We start from the raw sequence: 21,575 nt of genomic DNA, 5'->3' as shown, positions 1-21,575 counted from the left end.
GCAGCTCGGTCGCAGCAGTGTCGGGCCGTTGAGGTATTGTACGTTTCATGCGTTTTGGACGAATTGCAACACCAGAAGGAATGACCTTTGCGGTCATCAACGACGAAGCTACTACCGCCAAGCAGATTGCGGGCACCCCATTTACCGAGCCGGAGTACACCGGCAAGGAGTGGAAGATGGACGAAGTCCGCCTGTTAGCCCCTATGCTGCCAAGCAAGATCATTGCCATCGGCCGCAACTATGCCGATCACGTCGAGGAGGTGTTCAAGGAGTCCGCAGAGCACTTGCCACCGACCCTGTTCATCAAGCCGCCGACAGCTGTCATCGGCCCTGAGGCTGCCATCAAGATCCCAGATTTTGCTACCAAGGTTGAGTTCGAGGGCGAGCTGGCGCTCGTTGTGGGCAAGCCATGCAAGAACGTCAAGGCAGAGGACTGGCGCTCGGTCATTGCCGGCGTCACCATTGTTAACGATGTTTCCTCCCGTGACCTGCAGTTCGCTGACGGCCAGTGGGCTCGCGCGAAGGGCATTGACACTTTCTGCCCACTCGGCCCATGGATCGAGACTGACCTGGATAAGTTTGATTTCGATGACCTGCCCATCAAGGCTCACCTGACTCAGAATGGCGTCACCGAGACCAAGCAGGATTCCAACTCGAACCAGATGATCATGAAGCTGGGCGAGATCCTCGAATTCATCACCGCTTCCATCACCCTGCTGCCAGGCGATGTCATCTGCACCGGCTCGCCTGCAGGCACCGCGGCAATGTTCCCCGGCGATCGCATCGAAGTTGAGATTCCTGGCATCGGAAAGCTGGCGAACCCAGTTGAGCGAGCATAACCACTCCCACTCGGGCCACGCCGCCGAGGATTTCCACGCGTTCTACGCCGAGGGCCAGAAATGGTCGGGAAATCCGAATACCACTCTCGTCCGCGAGGCCGAGAAGCTAACTCCAGGCACCGCCCTTGACATTGGCTGCGGGGAGGGCGCCGACGTCGCCTGGCTGGCCAAGGCTGGCTGGGACGTCATCGGCACCGATCCGATTCAGGGTGCGCTCGACCGCGCCCGCGAGGTCACCGATGCGCCGCTCTTCGCGCTTGATCTTGCAGGCACAGCCGAGAAATTCGCGGACACGAGCTTCGACCTTGTCTCCGCGATGTACATCCCGCTGGAGGCCACGCAGGAGATCGTCGATACGCTCGCGTCACTTGTTGCGCCCGGCGGTACGCTGCTGTTCGTGCACCATCAGTTCGATGAGCCGAACGCGATTTTGTCGCCGCAGCAGGTCGCAGAGATGCTTGGCGACGAGTTCCCAGCGCCGCAGCTTTCTACCGTGGATCGGGGAGAAACGCACGGGGCTGGCGCGCATCACCGCACAGATTTGGTGCTGGTAGCTACTAGGGCTTAAAGCCCTGGTTAGAGGCCAAGAGCCCGCATAATCGTGCGCAACTTCGCGGAGGTCTCCTCGAGCTCAGCCTCGGGGTCGGACTCCGCGACCAGCCCGCCGCCTGCCCAGGCGCGGGCCATTGTACCCTCGCCGTTAACCTCGGCGCAACGGATCGACACCATGTACTCACCGTCGCCTGAGCAGTCGCACCAACCCACGGTGCCGGCGTAGAAGGAGCGATCCGATTCCGCGGTGGTAATCAAGGCTTCGGCGGCGTCTTGCGGAGTTCCGCACACGGCCGGGGTGGGGTAGAGGCGCAGAGCCAATTCCAAGGCATTTGGGGTTGGCTCTTTCAGCGCGCCACGAATCGGGGTGGCCAGGTGCCACATCTCGTTGGTCTTGTGCAATTGCGGACGATCGGTGATCTCCAGCTCGGTGCACAGCGGGGTGAGGATGTCCCTGATGTGGTCGACGACGTAGGCGTGCTCGTCGAGATCCTTGGCCGATTCATAGAGCGCGCGGCCCTTCGCCTCGTCGACGTCGCGGTCGTAGATATTGCGTGCGGCCGAGCCTGCCAACGGGTACGAGGTGACCTGGTTACCCTCGCGGCGCACCAAAACTTCGGTGGAGGAACCCACGAGCATGTGTCCGGGCTTGCCGGCAGGGGTGAGATCGGCGATAAAACCGTCGCGGGTATAGGACATATCGATCAGCCGGGCACCCACGAGGCGGGCATCCACGGGTGGGTTGAACTCGATGTCCACCGCGCGCGCGAGCACCACCTTGTTCAAGGCGGAACGCCTGATGGTCTCGACCGCGGCTTCGACGCGGCGCAGGTGCTCGGAAGGCTCAGGGTCGAAGCCGTAAACACTTGCGTGCAGCGTGGAGCCCTGGCCGATGCGATAATAAGGATGCGGTTCCAGCGTGCCCGATTCGCGCACGATGGTCTCCGGGACGGTCAGCGCGGCAGGTGCGCTCCGGTCGAAGGGGAGCGCGCCGACAACCATTTCTACTTGGCCGTTTTTGAGCGCATCGATGGCTTCCCAGGGATCGGTGAACGTGGTTTTTGCTCCCTGGGTGCGCACAGAGCCATGCGCCCGAGATAACAAGAAATCGGGCGCAGTTGAGGGACGGTTGGCACACATGGAACAGAAGTCTAGCGCGCATTGATCGGCTCAATGCCACAGGGGCGCAGAATCAATCAAAGGTTTGTTATTGCTTCTGGGAATATCGCTGATGGAAAACGCGAGCTGGCGCAGAATGCGCAGGCCCGGGGTTGTACCATAGGGCGCATGACTGAAGTACGCGTACGATTCTGCCCATCACCCACTGGAACCCCGCACGTTGGCCTGGTGCGCACCGCATTGTTCAATTGGGCCTATGCCCGCCACACCGGTGGCAAGCTGGTCTTCCGCATCGAAGATACCGATGCTGCACGTGACTCCGAGGACTCCTACAAGGCCATCGTGGATGCCCTTGAGTGGCTGAACCTCGAGTGGGATGAAGGCGTGGAAAAGGGTGGCCCGCACGCCCCTTACCGTCAGTCGCAGCGCATGGACATCTACGCGGATATCCTGCAGAAGCTGAAAGATGCAGGCGAGGTCTACCCGGCGTACTCCACCAACGAGGAAGTCATCGAGCGCCACAAGGCTGCTGGCCGTGACCCACAGCTGGGCTACGACAACTTCGACCGCGACCTCACCGCAGAGCAGATCGCGACCTATGAGGCTGAGGGCCGCCAGCCGGTGTGGCGCCTGCGCATGCCACACAAGACTTGGGCGTGGACCGACCTGGTGCGCGGCGAGATGGAGTTCAAGCCGGAGACCCAGCCTGACTTCGTGGTTGCCCGCTCCAACGGTGCGCCTTTGTACACGTTGGTCAACCCTGTCGACGACGCGCTGATGCAGATCACCCACGTCCTGCGCGGCGAGGACCTGCTGTCCTCCACGCCACGCCAGCTCGCACTCTACGAGGCACTGCAGCGCATCGGCGTGACCGATTTCACCCCGCAGTTTGCGCACCTGCCATTCGTGATGGGCCAGGGCAACAAGAAGCTGTCCAAGCGCGACCCTGAATCCAACCTCTTCAACCACCGCGACAACGGCATCATCCCCGAGGGCATGATCAACTACCTCGCACTGTTGGGCTGGTCGCTCTCTGCCGATCAGGACATCTTCTCCGTCGACGAGTTCGTCGCAGCCTTCGACGTCAAGGACGTTCTGGGTAACCCCGCACGATTCGATCAGAAGAAGCTCGAAGCGATCAACGCGGACCAGATTCGTCTGCTCGAGCCAGCCGACTTCAAGCAGCGCCTACGCGATTACTTGAGCGAGTACACCGACTTCCCAGCCGATTACCCGGACGAGAAGTTCACCATCGCAGCGGACCTCGTGCAGACCCGCATCAAGACGCTTTCCGAGGCCTACGGCCTGCTGAAGTTCCTTGTCACCGACGACGAGGACATCGTGCTGGATCCCAAGGCCGCAAAGAAGAACCTCAAGGAGGCTGCGATTCAGCCTCTCGAGGTGGGCATGGCAGCGCTCGAGGGGGTCGGGGAGTGGACCACCGAGAACATCGAGGCGGCACTGTCCAAGGCGCTTATCGACGATCTCGAGCTCAAGCCTCGCGTGGCCTACGGCGCCCTGCGTGTGGGCATCTCGGGTGAGGCTATTTCTCCACCGCTGTTTGAGTCCATGGAGCTTTTGGGCCGCGAATCCACCCTGGCGCGCCTGAAGGCTGCCCGCGAGCAGACGCCTTACACGGCTGAAGCTTAAATTCTTTTAGTTTCTTTCGCTTCGTTGAATGGCTATACCAGAATTACAAACGCGTAATTTATGTGCTGTGACCAGCCGATTTGGTCTTAATCGGTAGTTCTGGTTATAGTTATCAACGTTGTTCAGAGCAAGTGCTCACCAGCCAGGTGAGAACAAAGCGAAGGAAAACGATTGGCCTATGGTGTAATTGGCAACACTACGGTTTCTGGTACCGTCATTCTAGGTTCGAGTCCTGGTAGGCCAGCTGCAGAGCAATCTGCAAGTCCTAATGCCCCGTTCGTCTAGCGGCCTAGGACGTCGCCCTCTCACGGCGGTAACACGGGTTCAAATCCCGTACGGGGTACCAATGAAAAAGAGCGAGACCTTATCGGTCTCGCTCTTTTTCTATGCGTCGGGATGGTAGCTGTTGGCCGAACTTCTAATTACCCATTGCTGCGAGTTTGCGAATTAGGGGAGTGATTTCTACGTTTCCCTTGCCTTCCTTGTCGCGCTTAATAATGAGCTTTGCAGCTGCGATCTGAGCCGACGTCGGATTTAGCTTTTCTAGCCCGATAGTTTCGTCGACGGTACGGCGAGTCTCTTGGTTCGTCATAGTTGCTGTCCCTCCTTTGCTGATTCTTGAAGAGTGGCCAAAATCGATGTGAGGGCGGCATCGATCAATTCTTGCTCCGGTTTTGACAAGTCAGGGTGATCGTCGATGGAATCGAGGATAGCTACTCCTAGGTTAGCCTCCTTATTTTCCTCGGACAAGCACATCTTGCACGCCCAACGGAGGTCTGCATGCCATTCTTTCAGGGATTCAAGGCGCCTTGCGTTGAGGACAGTGTGATTGATACCGAGCCAAGCGACCAGTGCCGCAGCCAATGGAGCGGCGACCCGCGTAACGGATTTGAGAAGTAGGCGTCGAGTTTCCTCCGAATCTAGAGCGAGGGCGACCATGAATATGATGACAAATGCGGTGACGAACAGGGCGTAGATGGCGGTCACTGATGGGGTTTTCCACTTAAGTGGTACGGGTTCGGTGGCGTTGTAGCTCTCCATAGCCGGGATGCTATCGGGCGCACTCGACATCGCCGCGAGGTTGTGGATGCCCACCACAGCGCCGTGAAATTTAAACGTTCTAGATGACTTAAATCCCCAACCCATTCATCTGCCGCGCCACTGCATCCCTGCGCTCATCCAGCGACAAACCTTCCGAAAGCAGCACATCCTCAGCAATCTTCCCATCACGCATAAACACAACGCGGCCTGCGCGGGAAGCCACGCGCGCGTCGTGAGTCACCAACACAACGGTAGTGCCGGACTGGTTGATCTGCTCGAACGCCTCCATGATCTCGTCGGCGGTTTTCGTGTTCAGTGCGCCTGTGGGCTCATCGCCGAAGATCACCTTAGGGCTGCCCATCAGTGCCCGGGCGATCGCTGCGCGTTGGAGTTCGCCACCAGAGGTCTGGGTAATCTCGCGGTCTTCTAGGTGCGAGATGCTGAGATCCGCCATAATCGAGCGGGCCTCCTCAACGATCAAATCCCGGTCGGAGCGCCTCGTATTCATTGAGGGCAAAATGATGTTGTCTAGGATGTTTAGGTTCTTCAGCATCGTGGGTTGCTGGAACACGAAGCCCATCTGCTCGCGGCGTAGGTCGGCGAGTTCGTTCTCCGAGGCGGTGGCGAGGTTCTTATCGTCGAAAAGCACCTCTCCGCTATCTATCGTGTCAATGCCACTGAGGGCGAAGAGTAGCGTGGACTTGCCGGAACCCGAGGGGCCCATGATGGCTACGAATTCGCCCAGCGCGATGGTGAGCGAGAAGTTGTTGAGCACCACGTTGGGTTCGCCGTCGCTGCTAAACGATTTCCGGATGTCGCGGGCCTCGATGATAAAAGTGCTCATGTCATTCCCTTATGTTGTTGGCAATGGTGATCTGCTTGGCGCTGCGCATGCCCAGCGGAGTGGCGAGTGTGACGGTAATGGCGAGGAGAGCCGGGTAGAGCAGGTACACCAGCCATGGGTTGGCGATGAAGCGAACCGATGTGGCTCCGATTTGGGCGAGGAAAAGCCCGGCAAGCCAGGCGCCGAGAGTGCTGGCGAGGATGATGCCGAGCAGGATCGCAACGACGGTGACCACGAGGGTGCGCGTGAGGTACTGCGCGGTGATGTCTGCGGTGGTGAAGCCGGTGGATTTTAAGATGGCGATCTCGCGGCGGTCCTTGACCACGATCATCTGCACGAAGAGCAGGGTGATCAAAAGCGTCAGGCCGATGGCGACGGCAAGCGCTGCCTGAGCGACTGTTTTCACGGCCGAGATTGTGTCGCCGAACATCTGCTGGGTATACGTATTCACGCTGGCCACCTTGGCAAAGCTGAACTGGTCCTCAAGAGACTGGGCCTTCGTCTCAACGAGGGAGTCGTCGGTGGTGGTTAGGCAGATCATGCTTCTGAGTACGTCGGTGTCCTGGTCGGTAAAGGCTGCCTTGGCCGTTTTGCCGCCGTTGGTCACGTCGGAGTAGATACCGGAGACGGTCAGGTCCCTCGTGTGGGAGCCGGTGGAAATGGTCAGCGGATCGCCGACGGATTTACCTAGCTCGTTGGCGTTGATTGTGGACAGCGCGATGTCGGTCTCCAAGTGAGGCGCCGCGCCGTTGAGGTAGGCAACGGGAAAGACTTCGTGGTTGCCGAGTTCGATCTTGATCGTTTAGGGTTGGCCATCGGCGGCCTCGGTGGTGTAGCCCTTGGTCAACAGTGCGACGTACTCATCGACCTCGCTGTCGGCAGAAACGGCTTTTTCGATCTCGGCGGTCGCGCCCGCAATGTCGTCGGACTGCTGCAGGGTGACAATGATGTCGCTTTGGCCGATGCCAAGGTATTGCACGAAGCTCTTATCCGACATCGTGGTGGCAATGTTCTGAGGAATCGTCATGATGATCGTGGAAATGACCAGGATCAAAAACATCGTGACGTAGAGCTTCTTCCTGGTCAGAAGATCCTTCAGCCCAAGGAACGCATTGGCACTGAGCACTCGGTTCTGGGAAAGCTTGAGCACCCGCGTCGGCGAGACCTTCTCGGCCACGTCGCCGAAGCGAATGGCCTCGGTCGGCGAGATCTTCCGCAGGCGGTTGAGCACGTGATTGACGTAGCCAACAATCGCCAGCAGCACCAGGAGGATGCCCGCGACACCCACCAGCGAGGCAAGCCCATCGTTGGCGCTCGTGCCCATATACAGCCGAATATTTTCGCGCAGCGGTGCCTGGAATACCAGCGCGAGAAGGTAACCCAACAGCGCTCCGGCCACGGCGATGGCGACGTATTTCGCCAGGTAGATCTGCTTAATATCGCGAATTCGCAGACCAATCGCCTTCATCACGCCGATCTCGCGCGTGCCCTGATCAATCTTCGTCAGCAGCGTAAATCGAATACACAGGAACGCCACAATGACCACCATGAGGCTGACCGAAATCAGAATCAGGATCATCATGCCGTCCGAAAACGCGTTAATCATCCGAAACAGGGGATAGGTGATCGTCGGGCCGTTCGCCTCAAAGCCGTTCGTGGCATAGGCAGCCTCAAAGGCGCCGAGATCCGCCGTATCGTGCAGGAGAAATTCAATCAGGTATTCCACGGTGCCGGCCTCGCGCAGGGCCTCAAAGTTACGGTCGCTGATAAGGAAGCGTTTCGACGACGAGAGCGTGGAATTCATCTGCGAGTCGCGAAGAAAGCCAGCCACGCTAAATTCCTGACCTGCGACGGTGGCAGTATCTCCTACAGAGGCGGTCCCGTCTTTCATTTAAGCAAGGGGAACGTAGAGCTCGCCGTCTTGGGGTTGGATCGGCTGGTCGTCAAGGTCAAGTAAGAAGTCGAAGTCTTGGTTTTGGGTGACCACTCCGTTGTCTTGGACGTTGTCGGCCAGTGAGTTGTCTCCGATGACAATGTGGCTGCCTTCCAGGTTGAGAAATTCTTGGACTTGGAAGGAGTCCACGCGGTCGTCGTCAAGCGAGAAATCTTTTAATCTTTCCTGGTCGAGCTGCCCGGTGTGCATTTGGAGGAAGTGTGGGGTCTGCGCGTTGATCATGAGCGTGTCAATCGCGCCGGAAAGATTCATGGACAGGATTGCGGTGAGCGAGACCAGCGTGGATGCGGCTGCCACAAAGAGCACCATGGTAATGGTGATCAGTTTGCTGCGCGCAATATCGTTGCCAATGATCTTTAGATTCACGAATACGAAAGCCGTTAGCGCTCACGTTACACCTAAAACAGCAGGTAGGGGAGGGGAAATGTGTGAGCTTGACCGAAGAGGGATTAGAATCTTGGCTTATGGCAAAGAAGGTCAACAACAGCTCCGCAACCCCGGCTCTTACTTTGTTGACTGAACAGCAGATCCCGTACCGGTTGGATATTCACGACGTGGACCCGAAGTCCGCGAAGGGGTTTGCGCTCGACGCTTCCGAGGTGATGGGTGTGCCTCCGGAGCAGGTGTTTAAGACGCTGATGGCGGAGATCGATGGGGAACATGTCGTGGCAGTGGTACCCGCCGATTGCACGTTGAACCTAAAGCAGCTGGCCAAGGCGGGTGGCGGGAAGCATGCTGCGATGATGGATCGCGGCCGCGCGCAGGTGGTCACCGGGTATATCGCGGGCGGGATTTCGCCCATTGGACAGAAGAACCCGCACCGGGTGTTCCTGGACGAATCTGCGATCCTGCAGGATGAGATTTACGTCAGTGCTGGCCGGCGCGGGTGGTCGTTGATTTTGGCTCCGGACGATGTTTTGCGTGCCACTGGTGGCGGCTACGCAGATATCGCGGAGCGTTGAGGCTGCCCTATGGGTTTAGGATGACCTTGCCGGCCGAGCCGCCATTGACAACCAGGTCGAGGCCTTCCTTTGCTTCGGCGAGCGGCAAACGGTGGGAAATAGGGACCTGAATCTCACCCGCGCCTGCGAGCTCGATCAGTTCGGCGCGCTTGGCGTTTCTAAATCCCATGCTCTTTGGGCCGCCGAGGCGGAGGAAGCCATGCTCTTCTGCGACACCAGGCGCAGCAGCAACGGTGAGAATGCGGTTTCGGTCGCTCACGAATTCCAGCGAGGTTTCCGTTGCTTCCTCGGTGCCGGCCGCGTCGAGCGCGACTGTGATACCTTCGGGCGCCGCCGCGCGGACGCGGTCAGCCAAACCTGGCCCATACTCGACGGGAATGCCACCGAAGCGGCGCACATTCTCAGCATTTTTCGCAGACGAAGTGCCGATTACGGTTGCCCCAACACCCTTGGCAAATTGCAAAACCATCGCACCGATCGCACCCGACGCGCCGTGCAGCAAGACAGTGTCACCGGCCTTCACACCCACTCGGTCCACCATCTCTAGCGCGGTGGTGCCTACAAGCAGAAGCCCCGCGGCCTCATCAAATGGCAGGCTTTCTGGCTTGGAGAATACATCCTGCGCAGGAACGTTGATCCGCGTCGCGTAGCCACCTGGGGTGTGGTAGGCGATCACCTCGTCGCCGACCTTGATCCCAGGTGTTCCTGTCTGCGCGTCTTTGCCGATTGCTTCGACGATGCCGGAGATCTCATTGCCGATCGGATGGGGGAGCATCTTCGGATCATTTACTATCGAGAGAATCTTCAGATCAATCGGGTTCACTCCCGCCGACTCGACCCTAATCGTGACCTCGTCATCGGCGGGGGCTGGGAGGTTAAAAGCCTCGAACTCTAACGCATCGAGTCCGTCAAAGCTGGTAGCTACCCAGCGTGAGTCAGAACCCTGGTTTTCGTCATGGGATAAGTTATTTGTCGTCATATCAACATAGTCTAACCAGAGATCGGCATGACCGTCTCGCCGTCAGTCGGGGCGAGGCTTCCCATTCCTTAAGCGGACGGTCACATCAACTGGTTACGAACAGTTTCACCAAAGGCCGCCGAGAGCTCCAAACCCTCGAGGTCGATCTGCCCATCGCTGAGCTGTACCGCGGCCGAACCCTGGCCACTGGCATGAACCCCACCGCCGATGGTGACGGATCCGACCCTTCCTTCCACCTCAAGCGTTGCGATATTGCTGCCCTCTGTAGCAAGTTTCCCGCCAATGTCGAGAGATTCAATGTCGCCGTCGGATTTCACGCTCAGCGCGAAGGCTTGAAGTTTAAGTTGGACACCTTTGACAAGACTGAGGCCCTCTCCACCGGTTGTGGTGACATCTCCTGCGACACTGAGACGACGAAGTGGCTTGCTTACCTGGATACCGATTGATCCGTCCCCGGTGGTGGAGATGCTTTCAAATCGGGCTTCGTCAAGGCTGCCATCGTAAAGATTGAATCCGCGGGCGCCTTTGCCAGTGGTAATGATTGGCGCCTGAACATCCAAAGTGGTGAGCTCACCAAAGTTCACGAATCCAATACCACTAGGTCCGTGAGAAGTCACCGGCGCGGTTGCAGTCCAGGTGGCCACGCTGCCCCAATTGTCCAGCACCATGTCGTTCTGCCCGTAGGTAGTCACAGGTCCTGCAGAGGTGACGTTATCCACGGCGGCGCCGGAGATCACGAACACGCCACCTGAGATCAGGTCCGGTGTTCCCTCAGGGATGCCGCCGTCAGTGTGGATCTCTCCGGTGCGCAATTGAGTGACGTGGATGGTGCCGCCGTCGGCTGCACCATTCCAGTCGCCATGGCCGCCGACGAACACCCCGGAACCGCGCACGGGTTCCTCGGCGCTGCCAGCAGAGATGTCCAGGAGTTCAGCAGTGAGCTGGACTGCGGGGTCGGCCTGCCTGTTCCACAAGGTAAATCCGCCTTGCAAGGCATCGGCGCCAAAACCGTGGGGGCGATAGTCGCGACCACGCACGTCTGCAGATGCAACGCGCACCCCTTCGGCCTGAACATGCCCGGCGCGCACTTGGTCCTCTGCAAGGATCACGACCTAGCCACGAGTGGTCACGTTGCGAAGCGTCAGTGTTCCAAGATCGTCGACCGACGTGTCGTTAAGAATGGCTGTCTCATGCAGCGGTGTCTCGACCACCACGTCTTCAAGAGTGTTATTGGAGGTCAAACGGATACCACGGGCGTTGAATCGCAAGGTACCGCCCCGCAGAGTCGTGCCTGGTGACAGGGTGATCATTGGTGAGCCGGTGATCACGCCGTCTACTTCGATCTCGGCCGCGTGGGCCTTGATGGCGCTGGCCAATTCGGCTGCGTCTTTAACTCTGATTGCTGACATCGTTTTGAACCCTTTCCAAATTCTGAAGCTAAAAACGCCGTGGCCAAACGATTCAGAAGTGACTGAGCCGTCCAGTTTGGCCTTGTGCCACGATGGTACGCCCCGCTGTGTTGGAGAAAGCTGGGAATTAAACCGACTCCTCTCAGCCACCCGCAAGGACCTCACAAACCCGCTACGCTCAATCCATGAAACTGAAAACCGCCCTTCTTGCCGCAGCACTTCTCCCCGGCGTACTGATTGCAGCGTGCAGTTCGCCCAGCCAAGCAAGTTCCCCGCAAGGCAGTTGGGGCAGTAATGAACCACACAAGCCCCAACTGACCCTTGCCGACGACGGAACGCTCAGCGGCACCGACGGTTGCAATCGGATCATCGGTAGTTGGGAGCTTCGCGACGAACGCGTCTTTCTTTCCCCACTCGCCACAACGATGATGTTCTGTGAAGGCGTGGACACCTGGCTCTCCAGGGCATCCTCCGCCGAGTTGAAGAAGGAAACATTGCACCTTTACGACGAAGCCGGCGCCGAAATTGGCACCTTGGAGCGATCCTCCTCGGGCTTGAGCACTCCCAAATAGCCCGCAACGAAAGTAACCTGCAGCAAGCCGACTCCCCCCACAGTGCGTGAGCCCAACCGAATCCGTTGAGTACCAAGCATTCGCCGAAGATCCAACAGACCATGACAAAACCTGCAGCCAGGTGTGCCAGCGCGAACCACTGCGGCCACTTCCAGCCAACAATGAGGGCCGCCCACTGCCAGCCACCAACGACGACACCAAGCAAAAAACCGGCCAATATGTATTGACCGGCAAAAGGTGTGGGATCTAGCGCAGGGGCATAGATGTGCGGAATAAACCAGAGGGTGCCCTAGCCGATCAGGGTGGAGATGACTTGGAACCAGGCGATGATGATGAGCAGTGTTTTCCACGTGCGTTTCGTAGTTTCAGTCTATGACCTGGGGGACTGGTTGAACCGTGATTATTAAATGAGATGAAACACGTATTTTTGTGCACTGACCGGGCAATTTTCAGAAGTCGCGGTTAATCCCTGGGCTGGGTAGGTTGAAGCGTGTGCTCACTTCAATCCTGATCAGTATTGGTATCACTCTCATCATCTATTTCGGTTTGGCGTTGGGCTTTACTTTCAGCCAGGCCCCGAAGCAGCGCTCGGCAGCTGAGAAAAAGGGGATAGGCTTCTCGTCTGCGGTCGACGCCGACTACAGCTCACTTCCCGCTCTGAGTACCTACCAGGCAAGGAACGGGAGCCGTTTACCGTACCGACGGTATGAAGAAGGCAACGATCGACTGATCGTGCTGATACATGGATCTGCATGGCACGGGATGCAATTCCACCCGATGGCCAGCGCACTGGCTGCCCGCGGACTTGGAACCGTGGTGGTGCCCGACCTGCGAGGACACGGAGACAACCCGCAGCGGCGCGGAGACATCGACTACATTGGTCAACTCGAGGACGATCTGGCAGATCTGATCGCGGAGATGCAAAGCGAGCAGAATTATGGCGAGGTTGTCGTCGGTGGGCACTCGTCTGGCGGCGGTTTAGTGGTGCGCTTCGCCGGCGGAAAACACGGCCACCAGGCAGATCGCTTCGTGTTGATGGCGCCATTTCTCAAGTACAACGCGCCCACGACGAAGCCGAACTCCGGCAACTGGGCCTACCCAGCCACGCGCCGGATTATCGGGCTGACCATGCTCAACAACGTTGGCATCACTGCACTGAACCACCTGCCGGTGATCAGCTTTGCCATGCCACAGGAAGTCCTCGATGGACCGCTCGGATCAACGGTGACCACCCAGTATTCCTTTCGGCTCAACACCGGCTTTGCGCCTCGGTCCAACTACAAGCGCGACCTCGCCGCTCTGCAACAACCATTCCTGCTGATTGCCGGTGCCAATGATGAATCCTTCAAAGCCGAACAGTATGAACCAGTCATCGCCGCTCAAACAAAATCGGGAACCTACAAGATCCTCGAGGGCACCAGCCATATCGGGGTCACCACTGACACGGTTGCAATCAAAGCGATTGGCGATTGGGTCCAAGGCAGCAAGAGCTGACCCACCCCTTTCGGGATCACGTTTAGGTGAACCCCCTTGTTCCTTCGATGGCCAGGTGGGATGCTGAAGGGAAAGTAAGTTTGTGCTCAAAATAAAATATTGCTTCTCGACGAAGGAACAAGCCATGAGCATCAACATTCAGCAACCGCAACCTTACGACCTCGTTGGAAATCACATTCATATTGCAGGCACCGCCGGAGCTGCCTTTGAGGCAAGCTATAGCTATCGGATCACCGAGGGGCACGATGAAGTCGCTGGGCATTTCATGGCTGGAGATGGCGTAGGCGGGCATGGACAATTTCAAGTGATTGCGGATGTCACCACTGCGGCCTTTACCCAAGTGTTCGCCTACGTCGAGGTCTATCACGTCTCTCCTCGAGATGGATCAGAGCGCGACAGAGTAATAGTCCCTGTGATCTTGGGTGCGTTGATAGTGCCCGGCTATACCGCGTACTTGGAGCACATCGTGGCCGGCGGGGAAACACTGTGGTCTATTGCGCAGCGACATTATGGCAACGGTAGCTTGTATCACCGGCTGGTCACGGCCAACCCGGGGATCGTCAACCCGAACGTGATACACGTGGGAGATGTGATTAGGGTGCCACGCGCGGAATAGAGCGCGGACTAGAGCTGTCCTTGTTTGCTCCACACTTTCGGTGCGTAGTTGGGATCGAGAATGCGCGCGCGTGCGTGGAGTTCTGCAAGGCTGAGCCCGGTGCTGCGCCCGAAACTCACACTGGCAAGAGATGGATTGCGCGACAAAGCTTCAAGGAGTGCCGATTCGGAAGTCGCACCGATTCCTTCGATGGTCACGGTCTCCAGAGTGGGCAGGCCAGCCACGACTTCGGGGGAGCCCACAGAGTCGATTTCGCTTAGCGTATGAATGCGCAGGGTGGGATGCCCCGCAAGGGGTTCCAGGTCCAGGGTAGGAACGTTGGCAAGGTCAAGCTCTTGGAGGGGGAGTTGCGCGATTCCCTCGAGATCTAGCTCGGCGGTATTTCTCAGGGTGAGGCTTTTGATGTGGTGCCCGGACAGAGCATTGAGGTCGATGCCGGTGTGATTGCTAAGGATGAGCTCTTGGGTCCCGTCCGGAATGTCAGCCGGATTGAAGCGACCAGCTGTGTGGCGGGCAAAGAGTTTTTCGCGCTGCTCTGTTGCTTGAGAGGATCGCCCGGTGAAGAAATCGACCAGAGAATCGGCGATGACGAGGGGCCCTTCGAATTCATCGCGACCAAAGAGGAACACCTGTCCTGCTGTGCCACGAGGGCCGGGAGCCGTGTCGATGCCGAGGTAGTTTCCACCAAAATCGTGGGCAAAAGGAATCCACCCGGCATGGTCCTGACGAAGTTGTGTCGCCCCTTCAATGCCACGTGTATATCCGACCGAAGTGAAGCTCGGATTGAGCGCGACTGCAACCAGTTCTTGGTGGCGATCGGCGACCTGTTGAGTATCCAGGATGTCCCAAATTAAGGTGGTGGTTCCACGATCTTGGTCGAATGAACTGTGCCGCGCCCCGTTAGAGAGGTGCAGAAACGCGACCATTTCCGGTGGCACAGGCTGTCCCACAGAAGTTTCCAGTTGTGCTAGCTCCTCGCGGGTTGCAGGCACTGCGGGAGTGTAGAGATGCGCCTGTTCTTCCCAGAGGGCTGAAAACTCGTCGATACGCTCTTGCGTTGGTTGTGGAAGTGTACTTGGTACATCGGAAATTTGAAGATTGCGCAGGTGAATGTAAGAAGGATTGGCTTGCGTAGTACTGAGCATCCAGGAACCATTCCTGTCCAGCGAGAGATCGATTGAGATCTTGCTGGTTGGTTCGATGGCAGCGTAAAGCGCGTCGACGGCGTCGTCTAAATGTTCAAAAAACTTACTATCAAATCCGAGGGAGTTCTTGGTGAGATCGAGATGTATCGTTGCTGATACCACTTCCGGAGCGCCAGCTAGCGCGGTTTGAAAGGTTTGAAGCAGGGGATTGAGGTGCTGCTGCTCAATGTGCATGACTTGACTATGGGGGCAAAAGTATATGCCGGTAACAAGTAGGTGCCCAGCTAGGTATTGGCTAAATCCGCCCAGTCTCGGTCATCATATTGGGTGCATCGCCCGAGGCGAGAGCAACCGCACGTTTGTTGAGATCCTCTATGCTGAGCTTCGTCTGCCATCTGAAATCGACTCCTGCGAGAGTTGTGCTGCGCGACAGTGCCTCGATGACCGGCCACTCAGTTGCTTCATCAGTGAATTCAAGCGTCACGGTTTCCAAAGCGGGGAGCTCGGCTAAGACTTCGGGAGAGCGAATGGAATCGAGCTGGCGAAGCTTGAGAATACGCAGGGTGGGATGGCCAGCAAGTGGTGCCAGGTCCACATCTGGAATGCCTGAGAGCACGAGTTCCTGGAGTGGGAGATCAGTGATTCCGGTGAGATCAACGTCGCGGATGTCAAAAAGATAAAGGCTGAACAACTCGTGTCCTTTTAGCTCGTCTACCTGGACGCTCGGAGCTTCCCCGACCACCAATTCCTGAGTGCCGGAAGGCACACTCGCTGGCTCAAATGGTGCTTCGGATTTCACGGTGAATTGCTTTTTGGGCAACTTCACCTTGGGAGTCAAACGCCCCGCCAGGTAATCGATTAGTGAGTCCGCGATCAGTGTGGGTCCCTCAAATTCCTCATCACCGAAATTAATAACTTGGCCTGGGGTACCAGTTGGCCCCGGAACTGTATCGATGGCCAGGTAGTTTCCGTCAGAGTCATTTGCGAAGGGGATCCACCCGGGGTGCCTTTGGCGCAGCTGAGTGGCTCCTTCGCGCCCGTTCGTGTAGCCAACGTTATTGAATGACGGGGCGAGGGCAACATCGGTGCTGTTTGTGTAATCCCGAGCGATGATTTCCGTGCGCGATAACGACCAATAGTCGCTCAAGCTTTCCTCTTCGACGTTGTCGAAGGAATCAAGTTCAGGACCATTCGAGAGGCGCAGGAACGCGGCCAATTCAGGAGGCACTGGCTGCCCCAACACCTTTGCAAGGTCCTCTAGCTGCTCGTCCGTTGCCCCACCAAAAGTTCTATAAAACTGAGAGTGGCTCTCCCAGAGCGACGTGAGCTCGTCGATACGCTCTTGCGAAGGCTCTGGAAGTGGCTGCGGCACATCCTTGATGGGCAGGTCGCGGAGCGTGACGTAAGTGGGATTTCCTGGAACCGAGGTGACTTTCCAATTGCCGTCGATATCCAAGGTCACAACAATGGTGTGCTGCTTGGTGGGTGCAAGGGCATGGTGAAGAGTCTTGACGGGCTCGCGCACCAGTGAATGCATCCGGTTCGAAACTTCGAGGCGATTTCCATGGGCATCACGGCACCCGAGTTGGAAACCCCAGTTGCGTTCGCCGTAGCTCAACTTGATTGTCACTTTTTCTGACTCAGGGACGGCAACGAAGGCGATACGGAGGACTTGAAGCAGGGGATTGAGGTGCTGCTGCTCAATGTGCATGCCCTCATTGTCAGGGAGGTAATGCACGCCCGCAACAGCTGGCTGCTACACCCGCGAGCCCGAGCCCTGTGCCTTCTTCGCATCATTGCGGATCTGGATACCACTAATGAGCTGGAAGATACCCCAACCAAGCGCGAGCAGACCCAGGAACAGCGCAACACCGACGGCTGCGCTGCCAGGGTTCGCGATAAAGAGGATGCCAGCGATGATGAAGAGCACGCCGCTGAGTCCGATCATCCAGCGTGAGCCCATGGCAACTGGGCCGAATGCTGTGATGAGCCCGATGATGCCGCGCAGGATCAGCCAAATACCCAGAATCCAGGCGAGCGCGACCGCGCTTTCAAAGGGTCGGAACAGAACGAGAAGGCCAGCGATGATACCGATAATGCCCATCACGATCAGCCAACCGCGCGCCGGGCGACCTGCGGGTTGGAATGCAGAGATGAGGGAGAGGATTCCATCGACGAGGGCGTAGGCACCCCACAGGACCACGAGGGCGACAACTGTAGAGGTTGGCCAGACTAGCGCGATGAAGCCAAAAATGATGGCAATGACACCGGAGGCGATTAGGAGAGTTCCTGAGCGTTTAACGAAATCAAGCATGGTGAACACCGATTCTCTATTGGACGAGTTCCTTGGTATCACGCTTTCTCCTCCAAGCCTGTTAGTAGCCAGGAGGCGTGGAAAGGTGATCCAAAGGTACTTACCCCTCAAGTCTATGGGGAGATTGACTTGAGAGGGGGCCAAATGTGGTTTCACACGTTGCTGAATAATGTCAGTTCTTGGCTTCGATCTCCTTCCACAAGTTGTTCACTAGGACGTCAACCTGATCAACAATGTCACTGACTTCCTCTCGCGTTTGGTCCGTTGGGTCGGGGAGGTCCCAATCAAGGTAGGTCTTGCCTGGATAGATAGGGCAAGCGTCACCACAACCCATGGTGATCACGTAATCTGCGGCGCGGACAACGTCGTCGGTAAGCGGCTTTGGAAATGCTCCGGCTAGATCGATGTTGCGTGACTTGAGCTCTTCAATAACTAGGGGATGAATCTCAGAGCCGGGAAGTGATCCGGCGGAGCGAACTTCAACATCCGGCCCTGCCAGGTCCGACAGAAGAGCGGCGGCGATCTGTGAGCGGCCAGAGTTGTGGACACAGACGAAGAGGACCTGCGGGATAACGGTGTCGATCTTTCCTTCGGAGATAGCTAGCGCGCGGAGTCGATCCTTCGCAAAACGCTCGGCAAGAACAGGCAAGTACTTTCTAATGCGCGCGGTACGCGAGAGCGTGGCGTAGGACTCGTAGACATAGCGCTCGACTGTCTCTGCGGAAAAGATGCCTTCGTATTTTTTCGCGAGATCTGTCACGGCGCGTTGGAGGATGCGGGTATCCAGCGTATCTAGGGAAGTTTCAGGGGCGGGCATGACTCAAGCCTTTCGTCGGGTGGTCAGGATCGGGCGGTGGAAAGCGGGCCTTGCGGACCTCTCATATTGATGAGTGTCTATATAAAACTCTATAAAACATATCGATGGTAATCAATGTATTTCGGCAGAAATTTTCATGGGGGTCTACGCTCGGAAACCATCAAATAAAGGAATACAAGGAGCGAAAATGCCCACCTACACCGTCTGGTCTCAACCCACTACGATCTCGGCTGAGGCGAAGGGGCGCATCGCGGAGTGCATCACTACGGCACACCATGAGGAAGCCCTAGCGCCACGATTTTTGGTCCAAGTGATCTTCAACGAGATCGCGCCGGGCTCGCACTTTATCGGCGGAAAGCCAGCACCCCAGGGGCAGGTGTGGGTGCGCGCCGATATTCGCAGCGGACGCACAAAAGCGCAGAAGGAGAAACTCCTTCTGCGCTTGACCAGCGAGATTGCGGACATTTTAAGCATTCCCGCTACCGAGATGATGGTGTACCTCAACGACATTCCCGGAGCGAATATGACCGAGTACGGCCGCCTGCTTATGGAACCGGGCGAGGAAGACGCCTGGTTTGCCGAGCTTCCCGCAGACCTGCAGGAGCATCTGCACAAGCTCGAGGAAGCCTAGCTACCTGGTCGTCACTTTCGCCGGCTCCGTGTGAATGAGCGACTCGGAGTTGGGGAGTGCTGTGAAGATCGCTTCCTCCAGCTCGTCGGCAAGTTCGTGCGAAAACTCCACACTCCAGTCACCCGGCACTTCCATGATCACGTACACGAGACGCTGGCGACCCGACGCAACAGTGCGCACTGGCTGGAAGCCGACACCCTTCTCAGCGGCGAACTTGTCCAGGACTTCGTTGAGCACGTCCAAGTCTTCTTGCGGCAGCGCTTCGCTGATCAAGTTGCTTAACGACGATTTGAGCAGCGTGTAACCCGTCCACATGATGTTGATGCCAACGAGCAAAGCGATAATCGGGTCGAGCCAGGTCCAACCGGTCAGGGCAACCGCGGCGATACCGACGACGACACCAACTGTGGTCCACACATCTGTCATTAGGTGGTGGCCGTCTGCATTAAGCGCAGCGGAACGGTACTTCTTGCCACCTCGGATGAGCGCTTGTCCAACGAGTAGGTTGACCAGTGCGGCAGCGACCGAAAGAATCAAGCCGATTCCTACCTGCTCCAGTGGTTGTGGGTTAAACAGGCGTTCGACGGCGGTGTAAATGATCATGCCGGCGGCCACGAAAATCATGGCGCCCTCAACGAGCGCGGAAACATATTCCGACTTGCCGTGACCGAAGTTGTGGTTTTCGTCGGCAGGTTTTGCAGCGACCTTTATGGCAATGAACGCAACTACCGCTGCGATCAAGTTCACTCCGGATTCCAGTGCATCCGAGAGGAAGCCGACCGAGCCGGTGAGGACGGCAGCCGCAGCCTTGAGCAAGATGGTGACAATTGCGGCGGCGATGGACAGAAGCATAAATCTCTCGACGATTTTCTGCTCTTTTTTATGAGATTCTGTATCTACTGATTCAACAGTCATGATGAGGCCTTTTACATTCGGGGCTCGGGCAACGTCTACCCAAGCGCGGGATTGGATAGAAGGTCTCGTTCGCCCGTTGCCACGGACTGATGGCCGGGCGGACCTGCCGCCAGGATGTCGACCATTCATCGCCACTAAAAAGCGGGTGTGAACTACTCCCCTTCAACAAGTAAGTCTACCACTACTAAAAAGTATCGCAGCATTCTAGAGTCTAATAAATAGGGGATTACCTCGTGATTTGTATCATCGGGCCTAGTTCATTTATTGTTAACGAGTCGCAAACAAGCGAGCGCGCCCCGTTCGTCTAGCGGCCTAGGACGTCGCCCTCTCACGGCGGTAACACGGGTTCAAATCCCGTACGGGGTACAACGCAAAAAGCAGTCAGTGGAATTATCCGCTGGCTGCTTTTGTGCACTTTTCAAAATTTGGTGCAGTTGCCTGATCGCGCTGGACCGGTTCTGCTACACAGTTTTATCTTCGCGGTCATCTTTAGATGCTAGTTTTGGATTTTCAGGTGTCGCTCGCATTTTTTCACTCGGCTTACCTGCAGGCATCGGAATGGCGCTGCCCGTCGGTGTAGGCTTTATCTGATCTAGACCAAGCAGTGCATGAAGCGCCGTGGCGAGATTGTGGTCATCGACGTGAGTGTCTAGAATTTTACGGATTTCGTCTTCTATTTCTTCTGGAGAAAGATCTTCGCCAATCGACAAGTTTGAAAGCAAGTGTTGCTGATTTTCTGCGAATCTTTCTGCAAGTGCCTTCGAAGTTAATATGTAGGCGTATTCTTCACGGCTAACTTTGGTTTTGGCGATTGAATTGAGCTCGGAATTCCGTGAATCTTTTTTATTTATGGAGGCGAACTGTTGGCTGACGTTTCTAAGCCGACTTTTGACGCCTTTTGATATTTTCTTGGTTTGAGCTCGAACTACACCGTGGATTTCTTCCTTGTTGTCTTCGTAAACGGCGATACCGATCTCTTCGAATATAGGCCATACGACATCGAGAAAGAAGCTATCCTTGCGCGCTTTGCGCTGAAAAGTGTGCTCCTCTTCGGATTGGGTGACCAATGACTCTTGGTGGACATATCCAAGTGCAGCGAAATCTTCTTCAGTCGGAAGCTGAGATTCTGAAGGTCCCGCTAGGCGATTGTTCTCGTCATATACGATGTCGCGTTCATAACTGGCGTTTTTTGACGACTTGGGTCGCTTTGTTCCTTTGGGAATCCGGACTTTGCGAATTTCTTCGTCGTACTCAGTTTCCGAGGGATGGCCTTCGGCGGAGCTAGACATGTTTCGTGTACCTCTCGAATTAAAAATAACGCTAATTGATGAATTCTGCCCTGAACATGAGCATAAGCGGGTTCGGCAATTTTGGAAGCAAGCAAGTCAATTGCAATCTATCTCAGAGCCGCGGGTCAAGGCATCGTTTTGAGAAATAGTCCTGCTGATTTGGGTCAAGTCCTTTTGAGTGGTGTATCCGCCAGCGGTTGACTCAGCGATGAACTGACCGCTGACGGAACAGGATTCCTTACGCCACCAGAGCCTCCTGACCGTCACCGACAACGACGCCGACGCCGTCAGCTGCCCGGGCCTTCGCCAGCATCTCCGCCGTCGAGGACAGCATCGCCAGAGGCATGTACCGACGCTGCTGCATCCAGTCCTCATGCTGCTCAGCCAGCACTGCCCCGACCAACCGGACCACCGAATCACGGTCAGGGAAGAT

The 21,575-nt window shown here is 56.9% G+C and carries 26 protein-coding genes and 3 tRNA genes; 12 read left to right on the top strand and 17 right to left on the bottom strand.

The window, feature by feature from the left end; all coding sequences use genetic code 11:
* Positions 1 to 47: 47 nt before the first annotated feature.
* Both A37O_RS0101495 and A37O_RS0101490 read left to right on the top strand, forming a co-directional pair.
* A complete protein-coding gene (locus A37O_RS0101495) occupies positions 48 to 839 on the top strand; it encodes a fumarylacetoacetate hydrolase family protein (RefSeq protein WP_026196032.1) in 792 nt (263 codons plus the stop codon).
* Entirely contained in the window at positions 826 to 1,407 is a 582-nt protein-coding gene (locus A37O_RS0101490; protein WP_018295718.1) for a class I SAM-dependent methyltransferase, read from the top strand. The genes A37O_RS0101495 and A37O_RS0101490 overlap by 14 nt, the downstream gene beginning before the upstream one ends.
* 8 nt (positions 1,408 to 1,415) lie before the next feature.
* On the opposite strand, the gene A37O_RS0101485 is transcribed toward A37O_RS0101490, so the two are convergent.
* Positions 1,416 to 2,531, bottom strand: coding sequence for an isochorismate synthase (locus tag A37O_RS0101485; protein WP_026196031.1), 1,116 nt, complete (start codon positions 2,529 to 2,531; stop codon positions 1,416 to 1,418).
* A 147-nt stretch (positions 2,532 to 2,678) separates the two neighbouring features.
* Between A37O_RS0101485 and gltX the strand changes: the two genes are divergently transcribed.
* From gltX to A37O_RS0101470, 3 genes are all read left to right on the top strand, one after another.
* Complete coding sequence (gltX, locus tag A37O_RS0101480) at positions 2,679 to 4,160, top strand: glutamate--tRNA ligase (protein WP_026196030.1); 1,482 nt, start codon at positions 2,679 to 2,681, stop codon at positions 4,158 to 4,160.
* A 172-nt stretch (positions 4,161 to 4,332) separates the two neighbouring features.
* Positions 4,333 to 4,404 (top strand) — tRNA-Gln (locus A37O_RS0101475).
* A gap of 26 nt (positions 4,405 to 4,430) precedes the next feature.
* A tRNA-Glu gene (locus A37O_RS0101470) sits at positions 4,431 to 4,506 on the top strand.
* 72 nt (positions 4,507 to 4,578) lie between these two features.
* On the opposite strand, the gene A37O_RS16625 is transcribed toward A37O_RS0101470, so the two are convergent.
* The 6 genes from A37O_RS16625 to A37O_RS16700 form a co-directional block, all read right to left on the bottom strand.
* Complete coding sequence (locus tag A37O_RS16625; protein WP_018295715.1) at positions 4,579 to 4,752, bottom strand: hypothetical protein; 174 nt, start codon at positions 4,750 to 4,752, stop codon at positions 4,579 to 4,581.
* The gene (locus A37O_RS0101460; RefSeq protein ID WP_156802456.1) at positions 4,749 to 5,201 is read right to left on the bottom strand and encodes a hypothetical protein; all 453 of its coding nucleotides are present in this window, start codon (positions 5,199 to 5,201) and stop codon (positions 4,749 to 4,751) included. The genes A37O_RS16625 and A37O_RS0101460 overlap by 4 nt, the downstream gene beginning before the upstream one ends.
* An 88-nt stretch (positions 5,202 to 5,289) precedes the next feature.
* Positions 5,290 to 6,045: an ABC transporter ATP-binding protein gene (locus A37O_RS0101455; RefSeq protein ID WP_018295713.1), complete on the bottom strand. Its 756-nt coding sequence runs from the start codon at positions 6,043 to 6,045 to the stop codon at positions 5,290 to 5,292.
* Between the two features lies 1 nt (position 6,046).
* Complete coding sequence (locus A37O_RS16710; RefSeq protein ID WP_018295712.1) at positions 6,047 to 6,778, bottom strand: ABC transporter permease; 732 nt, start codon at positions 6,776 to 6,778, stop codon at positions 6,047 to 6,049.
* A 69-nt stretch (positions 6,779 to 6,847) separates the two neighbouring features.
* Positions 6,848 to 7,936 carry an FtsX-like permease family protein gene (locus A37O_RS16705; protein ID WP_018295711.1) on the bottom strand — a complete coding sequence of 363 codons (1,089 nt, stop codon included), beginning with the start codon at positions 7,934 to 7,936 and terminating at the stop codon, positions 6,848 to 6,850.
* Entirely contained in the window at positions 7,937 to 8,365 is a 429-nt protein-coding gene (locus A37O_RS16700) for a hypothetical protein (protein WP_018295710.1), read from the bottom strand.
* A gap of 98 nt (positions 8,366 to 8,463) precedes the next feature.
* Between A37O_RS16700 and ybaK the strand changes: the two genes are divergently transcribed.
* A complete protein-coding gene (gene ybaK / locus A37O_RS0101445) occupies positions 8,464 to 8,961 on the top strand; it encodes a Cys-tRNA(Pro) deacylase (RefSeq protein ID WP_018295709.1) in 498 nt (165 codons plus the stop codon).
* 7 nt (positions 8,962 to 8,968) lie between these two features.
* On the opposite strand, the gene A37O_RS0101440 is transcribed toward ybaK, so the two are convergent.
* The 3 genes from A37O_RS0101440 to A37O_RS16750 all read right to left on the bottom strand — a co-directional run bounded on the left by A37O_RS0101440 (position 8,969) and on the right by A37O_RS16750 (position 11,349).
* Positions 8,969 to 9,940: a quinone oxidoreductase family protein gene (locus A37O_RS0101440; RefSeq protein ID WP_018295708.1), complete on the bottom strand. Its 972-nt coding sequence runs from the start codon at positions 9,938 to 9,940 to the stop codon at positions 8,969 to 8,971.
* An 80-nt stretch (positions 9,941 to 10,020) separates the two neighbouring features.
* Positions 10,021 to 11,049 (bottom strand): hypothetical protein, encoded by a 1,029-nt coding sequence (locus A37O_RS15615; RefSeq protein WP_018295707.1) that lies wholly within the window; start codon positions 11,047 to 11,049, stop codon positions 10,021 to 10,023.
* A 3-nt stretch (positions 11,050 to 11,052) separates the two neighbouring features.
* Complete coding sequence (locus A37O_RS16750; protein ID WP_018295706.1) at positions 11,053 to 11,349, bottom strand: hypothetical protein; 297 nt, start codon at positions 11,347 to 11,349, stop codon at positions 11,053 to 11,055.
* Positions 11,350 to 11,534: 185 nt separating this feature from the next.
* Between A37O_RS16750 and A37O_RS0101430 the strand changes: the two genes are divergently transcribed.
* The 4 genes from A37O_RS0101430 (at position 11,535) to A37O_RS0101415 (ending at position 14,031) form a co-directional block, all read left to right on the top strand.
* Complete coding sequence (locus A37O_RS0101430) at positions 11,535 to 11,921, top strand: META domain-containing protein (RefSeq protein WP_018295705.1); 387 nt, start codon at positions 11,535 to 11,537, stop codon at positions 11,919 to 11,921.
* A 46-nt stretch (positions 11,922 to 11,967) separates the two neighbouring features.
* On the top strand, positions 11,968 to 12,171 hold the full coding sequence (locus A37O_RS16360) for a hypothetical protein (RefSeq protein ID WP_018295704.1): 204 nt from the start codon (positions 11,968 to 11,970) through the stop codon (positions 12,169 to 12,171).
* Positions 12,172 to 12,413: 242 nt separating this feature from the next.
* Complete coding sequence (locus A37O_RS0101420) at positions 12,414 to 13,415, top strand: alpha/beta hydrolase (protein ID WP_018295703.1); 1,002 nt, start codon at positions 12,414 to 12,416, stop codon at positions 13,413 to 13,415.
* Positions 13,416 to 13,539: 124 nt separating this feature from the next.
* Positions 13,540 to 14,031, top strand: a complete 492-nt coding sequence (locus A37O_RS0101415; RefSeq protein WP_018295702.1) for a Gmad2 immunoglobulin-like domain-containing protein — start codon at positions 13,540 to 13,542, stop codon at positions 14,029 to 14,031.
* 8 nt (positions 14,032 to 14,039) lie between these two features.
* Here A37O_RS0101415 and A37O_RS0101410 read toward each other — a convergent pair whose 3' ends face one another.
* The 4 genes from A37O_RS0101410 to A37O_RS0101395 all read right to left on the bottom strand — a co-directional run bounded on the left by A37O_RS0101410 (position 14,040) and on the right by A37O_RS0101395 (position 18,307).
* On the bottom strand, positions 14,040 to 15,410 hold the full coding sequence (locus tag A37O_RS0101410; protein ID WP_018295701.1) for an SMI1/KNR4 family protein: 1,371 nt from the start codon (positions 15,408 to 15,410) through the stop codon (positions 14,040 to 14,042).
* Positions 15,411 to 15,471: 61 nt separating this feature from the next.
* Positions 15,472 to 16,887, bottom strand: coding sequence for an SMI1/KNR4 family protein (locus tag A37O_RS0101405; RefSeq protein WP_018295700.1), 1,416 nt, complete (start codon positions 16,885 to 16,887; stop codon positions 15,472 to 15,474).
* Between the two features lie 45 nt (positions 16,888 to 16,932).
* Entirely contained in the window at positions 16,933 to 17,490 is a 558-nt protein-coding gene (locus tag A37O_RS0101400; RefSeq protein WP_033377657.1) for an HdeD family acid-resistance protein, read from the bottom strand.
* Between the two features lie 172 nt (positions 17,491 to 17,662).
* Positions 17,663 to 18,307: an arsenate reductase/protein-tyrosine-phosphatase family protein gene (locus tag A37O_RS0101395; RefSeq protein WP_018295698.1), complete on the bottom strand. Its 645-nt coding sequence runs from the start codon at positions 18,305 to 18,307 to the stop codon at positions 17,663 to 17,665.
* A gap of 187 nt (positions 18,308 to 18,494) precedes the next feature.
* On the opposite strand from A37O_RS0101395, the gene A37O_RS0101390 reads away from it, so the two are divergent.
* The gene (locus A37O_RS0101390) at positions 18,495 to 18,938 is read left to right on the top strand and encodes a tautomerase family protein (protein WP_018295697.1); all 444 of its coding nucleotides are present in this window, start codon (positions 18,495 to 18,497) and stop codon (positions 18,936 to 18,938) included.
* Here A37O_RS0101390 and A37O_RS0101385 read toward each other — a convergent pair whose 3' ends face one another.
* Positions 18,939 to 19,853, bottom strand: coding sequence for a cation diffusion facilitator family transporter (locus tag A37O_RS0101385; protein WP_018295696.1), 915 nt, complete (start codon positions 19,851 to 19,853; stop codon positions 18,939 to 18,941).
* Positions 19,854 to 20,146: 293 nt separating this feature from the next.
* On the opposite strand from A37O_RS0101385, the gene A37O_RS0101380 reads away from it, so the two are divergent.
* Positions 20,147 to 20,219 (top strand) — tRNA-Glu (locus tag A37O_RS0101380).
* Between the two features lie 95 nt (positions 20,220 to 20,314).
* Here the strand turns inward: A37O_RS0101380 and A37O_RS0101375 are convergent.
* Positions 20,315 to 21,142, bottom strand: a complete 828-nt coding sequence (locus A37O_RS0101375) for a hypothetical protein (RefSeq protein ID WP_018295695.1) — start codon at positions 21,140 to 21,142, stop codon at positions 20,315 to 20,317.
* A gap of 238 nt (positions 21,143 to 21,380) precedes the next feature.
* A partial coding sequence (locus tag A37O_RS14370) for a transposase (protein ID WP_211208344.1) occupies positions 21,381 to 21,575 on the bottom strand: 195 nt, incomplete at its 5' end.

It is taken from the genome of Corynebacterium lubricantis DSM 45231 (assembly GCF_000379425.1).
Taxonomy (GTDB): Bacteria; Actinomycetota; Actinomycetes; order Mycobacteriales; family Mycobacteriaceae; genus Corynebacterium; species Corynebacterium lubricantis.
Note: the sequence above shows the minus strand (reverse complement) of the source record. Positions and strands in the feature narration are given on the sequence as shown.